This is a genomic window from Massilia sp. P2_C2 (assembly GCF_056404615.1).
Window position 1 is genome coordinate 1 of record NZ_JBFUDR010000316.1, and the last position, 6677, is coordinate 6677.

Sequence of the window (6677 nt, forward strand, 5' to 3'; positions counted from 1 at the left end):
CTTATACGGGAATGCACCTGCATTTCATGTTGTTTGTGCACGACGAGGTCACACGGCCCCTGTCGTGCAGCAGCTAATCATCAACCAAAACGCAACGGGAAAATAACAATGGAAAAACAAGGATTTTTAAAACGAACACTTGCGTTGGCAAAGAAACGGGTGGGTCCGAAAACGTGGCTTTTTTCCCTGGGAACGAGGAATCTCTTCCCGAAAATCGGTACAGCGTATTCGGTGTATCAGGTCGCAAGCATTATTCTTAAAGCCATGGCCGATACAAACATTTCGAAAGCCGCTGCGCCAACATCGGCATCGGCATCGGCATCGGCATCGGAGGCGACTATGCAGGAAGCGCTCAGGCTGGTGAAGATGCTTGATGTGATGCACAGCTTTGCTCTGTTCGCTGCAATCGTGACCTCTGCTGGGCTCTGGTTCTTGGCGCTCGTCGCTCGGGGTAGCTTCAAGTTTAGGAAGATTCAGTCTTCAGGGCTTTTCAAGTTTGGTCAGTTTGGGCCATTTTTCGGCATACCGGCCCAGTTCCTGATGGGTATGCTTTTGGTCCCAATGGTGATAACCGGGGCGATGATGGTAATTATCCCAGGAGCGTTCAGCCTGGCTGAACAATGGAATTTCTGGAGCATAGCCGCCGGATATGTCGGCATCGTAGTGGCCATGGATTACTTCGCCTTCATCGAGAAGGAACTGCCGAATGCCGTTATCTATACTCTCTCGAGCGGCAGCAAGATGACGTTCCCGGTGGGGCCGAAAATCGTGGAGGAATTTGATAAAGCGCTCTCCAAGGTTAAGTGGGTTGGATCAGCAGATTTTTATTCGCCAAGTGATGACGGACGCGTGGTAATCAGCGTCCCAATTTTGTACGATGCAGATAAATGGAATTCTGGCGAGTCATCTCACCTTGGGGTTGAACTCCACGCAGCTGAAGCAGCACTTTTGCAAAAAGGCTGTACGGTTTTGTCGCGCATCATTCCCGAAAAGATTCAGCGCGACATGCCAGTGGCACTGAAAAAACCACTTCAGTCTAGAAGTAAGAAAAACGCCGCTATCGTTTGATCTAACGGGAGTTTGTTGAACAAAGCACGACGTTTTACTGTCTAATCGACAGGAGGGTTGCTTATCATGTCCGCTCGTTTGCCCTGTCCGCCTGCACTGGGACCGTTGGAAGAGTTTGCGGTGTGATTCGATCCTTTGTTCCACACGCTCGCGCAGCGGCACGGCTTTCGCACCTATCTGGCCGGGCCGCTGATGCCGCGCGACCGCTCCAAGACGCTAACCGCGCTGGCCGGCGCCGAACCGCTGGTCCAGGCATAGGCGGCCGAGGTGCAGCGGCTGCAATTCTTCCTGTCGGAAGCGAGCTGGAAGGCGGAAGCGATCTCTACGCAACGGCTTGCGCTGCTGATGCAGGCCGAAGACAGCGCACCATCGGCCAGCGGTGTGTTGGTGATTGATGATACGAGCGATCGAACGGATGGCCACGCGACCGATCACATGTCGCGCCAATACTTGGGCTCCGTCGGCAAGATCGACAACGGCATCGTCGCGGTGACCTCGCTGTGGGCCGATGAACGGCATTACTATCCTTTGCATGTCGAGCCCTACACGCCGGCCGCGCGCCTGACCAAGGGCAAGCGCGACGCGGCATTCCGCACAAGGCAAATAACTCAATTGTTATTGTCAGTCAAGTACTGTTGCGAAGCGTTGCGAAATGCAGCGACGACACCAGGATTCGCGTTTTCAACGAATTTTTGAATATCCTGAGGAGTGCCGAGCATTTTGAAGGCCCTTAGTGCTTTTCTGCAAAATTTACCATTTTCTTGAGGGTTGGTGTTTTCCGCTTCCTTCTCTGGGTGCCCCCAGGCGATCGCCTCACTGACGCTTGAAATTCCTGCAGCCTCCAATATATTTCTTAAATCCTGTGGGTTGCCAATTAGATCTTTTATGCTATCTGCGATATTGTTTACAGTGGAGTAATCAAATAACAACTTCCAATATTTATCCCGGCTCAGATCATGGAAATTGATACTAACTTTCTAGAAAGTAGAGCCATGGTCTCTCATAGGAGAAAACGTGACTTTACTCGCTAGAAGGTTAGTAGCTAAAGATCGGCCTCAGCGTTAAAGCGAATTTTATTTGCCAATCCCAACATCGTGACATTGTCCTTCGCGAACGGAAATTTCACCGCAAAAATAAAAAGCCGTTGATCATCAGTTCGCAATGATCAATGGCTCGCCAATTTTAAGTTAAAAATCAGATATTTACGGCGCCCCTGTTACTCCCACTCGATTATCAATGGCTGAACTAAGCCTATGAATCGACTAGCACTTTTACGGTACTTTTGGTTCAGTACCATCCGGGATACCACGCAAAATTCATTGATCCGCAACTGGCAATAACAGGCATTAGGGAAGCGCTGAATAAATAGGTTGCGCGTCCGATTCGGTGCGACAAAACCAGCGTCAGACATCACGGTGGTCGAAATCAGGTATTTTTCACTCGCGCATGGGGCTACGAGACGCGTTTTGGCTCGCTGCGGCGTGCGCGTCGCGGTTCAGGACGGAGTTCGGGCGTGGGCACTTCCAAAAGTGCGGGCCGGCCAGCACCAGATTGGCGAACGCGAATAAGGTATGCAACTGCGCGGTGTTCTTCGCCAGCCCACGGTAACGCGTCTTGCGATGCTTGAACAGGTTCTTCAGCACATGAAACGGATGCTCGACCTTGGCGCGCACGCTGGACTTGGCCTTTTCCAGTTTTTCTTTGGYGCGACCCAGCGGATTCTTCTTCATGGCCTTGCGCACGCTGCGCTTCATCGCGATATGCCAAGTCACCGCCTTGCCCGTGTTCTCCGGGCGCTTGTCGGCCCCCTGGTATCCAGCGTCGCCAAACACCATTTTTTCGTCGCCATGCAGAAGATTGTGGGTTTGCGTGACGTCGGACACATTGCCCGCAGTGGTCACGAGTGTATGCGTCAGGCCGGATTTGGCATCGACGCCGATATGGGCCTTCATGCCGAAGAACCAGTTCTTGCCCTTCTTCGACTGATGCATTTCCGGATCGCGCTTTTCGTCGCGGTTCTTGGTCGAGGGAGGTGCCGCGATCAGGGTCGCGTCGACGATGGTCCCCTCGCGCATCATCAAGCCACGGCTGGCCAAATGCCCGTTGATTTCATCGAAGATCCGGCGTGTCAGGTTGTGCTTCTCGAGCAGGCGGCGGAACTTGAGCAGCGTCGTCGCGTCCGGCGCCGACTCGTGCGTCAGGTCGATGCCGACAAAGCCGCGAATGGCCTGGCTGTCGTAGATCGCATCTTCGATGCCCTCGTCCGACAAGCCGAAGCACTGCTGCGCGATGTACATGCGCAGCATCCGCTCCAGACCGACCGGCGGACGCCCGCGCCCTTCGCCCTTGGGGTAGTACGGCAGCAGTGCCGCCACCAGCGCCGGCCACGGCGTCACGGCCTCGATCTCGGCCAGAAAACGATCGCGCCGCGTCAGTCTCTTCTTGCTTGCGAACTCGGCGTCGGAAAAACTCGTTTGCTTCATCGGAATGCTGGAAAGATGGGATGCGTCATTGTGCCAGTTGCGCCCGCCGCCGGGGGGGCTCAGCGATTAAATCAGCGCTTCCTTAGGCGAAGGGTATTTCCCGTTCGTGCTCGCCGTCCCGCTCTGGGCCATTACGTACATGGTACCGTGAGTGGGATCTGTTGACGGCCCGCGAACCTCGCACGTGAGACTAGTTCGGTAGATGCGTGCCAGCCACAAACCCTGCCGCATTTGCGTCTACGATAGGACTGGAAACACACCAACGACGTACGTCAGCGTCCTGCGCTGATTTACGAATAAGCTGGAGGCGAGAATGGTAGGCCATCATGGAGGGTGATGCGCCCGCGGATCCTGCCAAGGCGGTGTTGACGAGCGTACAATAACCCGGCAAGCCATGTCACAGGTAGTCCAACCATAAGAACGGAGACCAGCATGACCAAGCCTCCCTCGGCGCCGGCGCGCCGAACCTTCCTGCGCCAAGCCGGCGCGCTCGGCGCTGCCGGCGCCTTTGGCAACCCGGTACTGAACGCACTGGCCGCCGAACCCGGCCACGTGACCCTGCCCTTCGCCAACGGCGCGCGCTCGCTGGTGGCTTACCCRCAAAAGCGCCCGCTTATCCTGCTGACCGCGCGTCCACCCCAGCTCGAGACGCCCTTCGGCGTCTTCAACGACAGCGTGATCACACCCAACGACGCCTTTTTCGTACGCTACCACTGGGCCGGAATCCCCACCTCGATCGACCTGCAGACCTATCGCCTGCGCGTCGGCGGCAACGTCAACACGCCGCTCGAACTGTCGCTGGCCGACCTGAAGCAACTGGCCGACGGCGTCGAACTGGTCGCCGTCAACCAGTGTTCGGGCAATAGCCGGGGATTCTCGACGCCGCGCGTGAACGGCGGCCAGTTGGCCAATGGCGCGATGGGCAATGCGCGCTGGACCGGGGTCCCCTTGAGCAAGGTGCTGGAAAAGGCCGGCGTCAAGGCCGCATCGGTCCAGGTGGCCTTCAATGGCCTGGACAAGCCGCCGGTAGGCGACGGTCCGGACTTCATGAAGGCGCTCGACATCGACCACGCTCTCGACGGCGAAGTCATGCTGGCCTGGCAGATGAACGGCGCCGACCTGCCGGTCCTGAACGGCTACCCGCTGCGCCTGGTGGTGCCCGGGTACTACGGCACCTATTGGGTCAAGCACTTGTCCGACATTACCGTGATGGACAAGGTGTTCGACGGCTTCTGGATGAGCACCGCCTATCGCATCCCGGCCAACGCCTGCGCATGCACCGAGCCCGGCAAGCCGGCGGCGAAGACGGTGCCGATCGGCCGCTTCAACGTGCGCTCCTTCATCACCAGCCTGACCGACGGCGCCCAGGTAGCGCGCGGGCGCCAGACCGTCGTGCGCGGCATCGCCTTCGATGGCGGCTACGGCGTCACCGAGGTCGCCTTCTCCAGCGATGGCGGCAAGACCTGGCAAGCGGCCCGGCTAGGAAAAGACCTGGGCCGTTACTCTTTCCGTGAATGGAGCGCGACCTTCACCCCGTCGCGCAATGGCGAGCACCTGCTGCTGGTGCGCGCCACCAACCGCATCGGCCAGAGCCAGCCGTCTACCGCCCTGTGGAATCCGCCCGGCTACATGCGCAATGTCGTCGAATCCGTGCGCGTGGTCGCGGCATGAGGAGCCAGTCCATGAAACCATTCCTGCTCTCCCTGCTGGTGGCCGGCCTTCCGGCGCTCGCCACCGAGATCCAGCTGCCGCCGGAAACGGCCCAATTCAAGCCCAGCAGCCTGCCGGGCTACGCGCTGGTGCAGCGCAACTGCATGACCTGCCACTCGGTAGACTATCCGCAGACCCAGCCGCCGACTTCGCCACGCAGCTACTGGGAAGCGACCGTCAAGAAGATGAAACACCCCTACGGCGCGCAGTTYGACGATGCCGACATCCCGGCCATGGTCGATTACCTGACCAAGGTCTACGGTGCCGAGCAGGGCGGCCCAGGCGCCGCGGCCATCGTGCCCGCAGCGACGAACAATCCTGCGGCGGCCCGCCCGGCATCCGCTCCCGTATCCGCGAGAACGGGCGGGGCTTTGCCMGATGCCAAAACGCTGCTCGTGGCCAACAACTGCCTGTCCTGCCACGCGGTCGACAAGACCGTCGTCGGCCCGGCCTACAAGGCGGTCGCGGCAAAATATGCGCACGCCCCGGACGCCGAAGCGACGGTGGCGAAGAACATCCGCGCCGGCGGCGCCGGCAAGTGGGGCCCGGTGCCGATGCCGCCCTACGGGCAGCTGAGCGAGGGGCAGGCGCGCAGCCTTGCGCACTACGTGCTGTCGCAGTAAGCCCTTGGCCATGACGCGGCTGCCTGCGCGCTGGCGGCCGCGTCCGGCGCCAAAACCGTTTGGGAAGGACTGCGCAATGTTCGGGCATCGGCTCATACACTTAATGCGCTACGCGAAATGGGAATGCTGTCGAGTTGTGTATCACGAGGTGGCCTAGACGGCTTTGCAGGCCGCTGCACAACCGCTTCAGCGCCGCAACACGGGCTGCATTATCGTTAGCACAACAGGATTCGGTCCTCGGTAACGATCCATCAGCCCTGATTCGATCAAATTGCGAACCTTGAGCACGCTTAAAGCAGTTCCATACAAACGATTTATGCTGCATAAAAAAGGTCGCCGAAGCGAGCCTTTTCAAACCACGAGAACAGAATTTCCCACAGGAAACCTCAAGCCACTCGATGATCAATGGCTGAGGTAAGCCTATGAATTGCTAAGCATTTTATCGGTACCTCTGCCCCAGTACCATTCACGATACCATACCAAGGTCATCAATCCTTGACTCGGCAACAACGGGCATTACCTCTGTTTTACCCCTAGCGCGACCACTATCCCCGCCGTTGAGCCGTATGTTCGTGGTATCGCGAACGATCCGCTGCCGGCCAGCCTCAAACAAACTGGCGCCCACAACAGCCGGGGCGGCTCGGCAAATCCTACTTCGGCTACGAACTCTCGGCCAACGTGGACAAGCGCTATTGCGCTGCCGTGAGCTTGAGTCTCGGCCGCTGTGCCTGAGAGGCTTCCTGTTGATCTTTGCGCTGGTCAGATACCTGCTCGATTCCCTTCTTTGTTACTT

Annotated in this window: 4 protein-coding genes and 1 pseudogene; 4 read left to right on the forward strand and 1 reads right to left on the reverse strand. The window is 58.1% G+C overall.

Annotation, left to right across the window (positions count from 1 at the left end):
- The first annotated feature begins 108 nt into the window (after positions 1–108).
- Together AC1DYX_RS25735 and AC1DYX_RS25740 are read left to right on the forward strand one after the other, a co-directional pair.
- Complete coding sequence (locus tag AC1DYX_RS25735; protein ID WP_477264163.1) at positions 109–1068, forward strand: hypothetical protein; 960 nt, start codon at positions 109–111, stop codon at positions 1066–1068.
- A 66-nt stretch (positions 1069–1134) separates the two neighbouring features.
- Positions 1135–1689: pseudogene (locus tag AC1DYX_RS25740) on the forward strand (transposase); the annotation flags it as partial.
- A gap of 815 nt (positions 1690–2504) precedes the next feature.
- Here the strand turns inward: AC1DYX_RS25740 and AC1DYX_RS25745 are convergent.
- Positions 2505–3551: an IS5 family transposase gene (locus AC1DYX_RS25745; RefSeq protein ID WP_477264165.1), complete on the reverse strand. Its 1047-nt coding sequence runs from the start codon at positions 3549–3551 to the stop codon at positions 2505–2507.
- A gap of 432 nt (positions 3552–3983) precedes the next feature.
- Between AC1DYX_RS25745 and sorA the strand changes: the two genes are divergently transcribed.
- Positions 3984–5222 (forward strand): SorA family sulfite dehydrogenase catalytic subunit, encoded by a 1239-nt coding sequence (sorA, locus tag AC1DYX_RS25750; protein ID WP_477264167.1) that lies wholly within the window; start codon positions 3984–3986, stop codon positions 5220–5222.
- An 11-nt stretch (positions 5223–5233) separates the two neighbouring features.
- Positions 5234–5884 carry a SorB family sulfite dehydrogenase c-type cytochrome subunit gene (gene sorB, locus AC1DYX_RS25755; RefSeq protein ID WP_477264169.1) on the forward strand — a complete coding sequence of 217 codons (651 nt, stop codon included), beginning with the start codon at positions 5234–5236 and terminating at the stop codon, positions 5882–5884.
- Positions 5885–6677 lie beyond the last annotated feature (793 nt).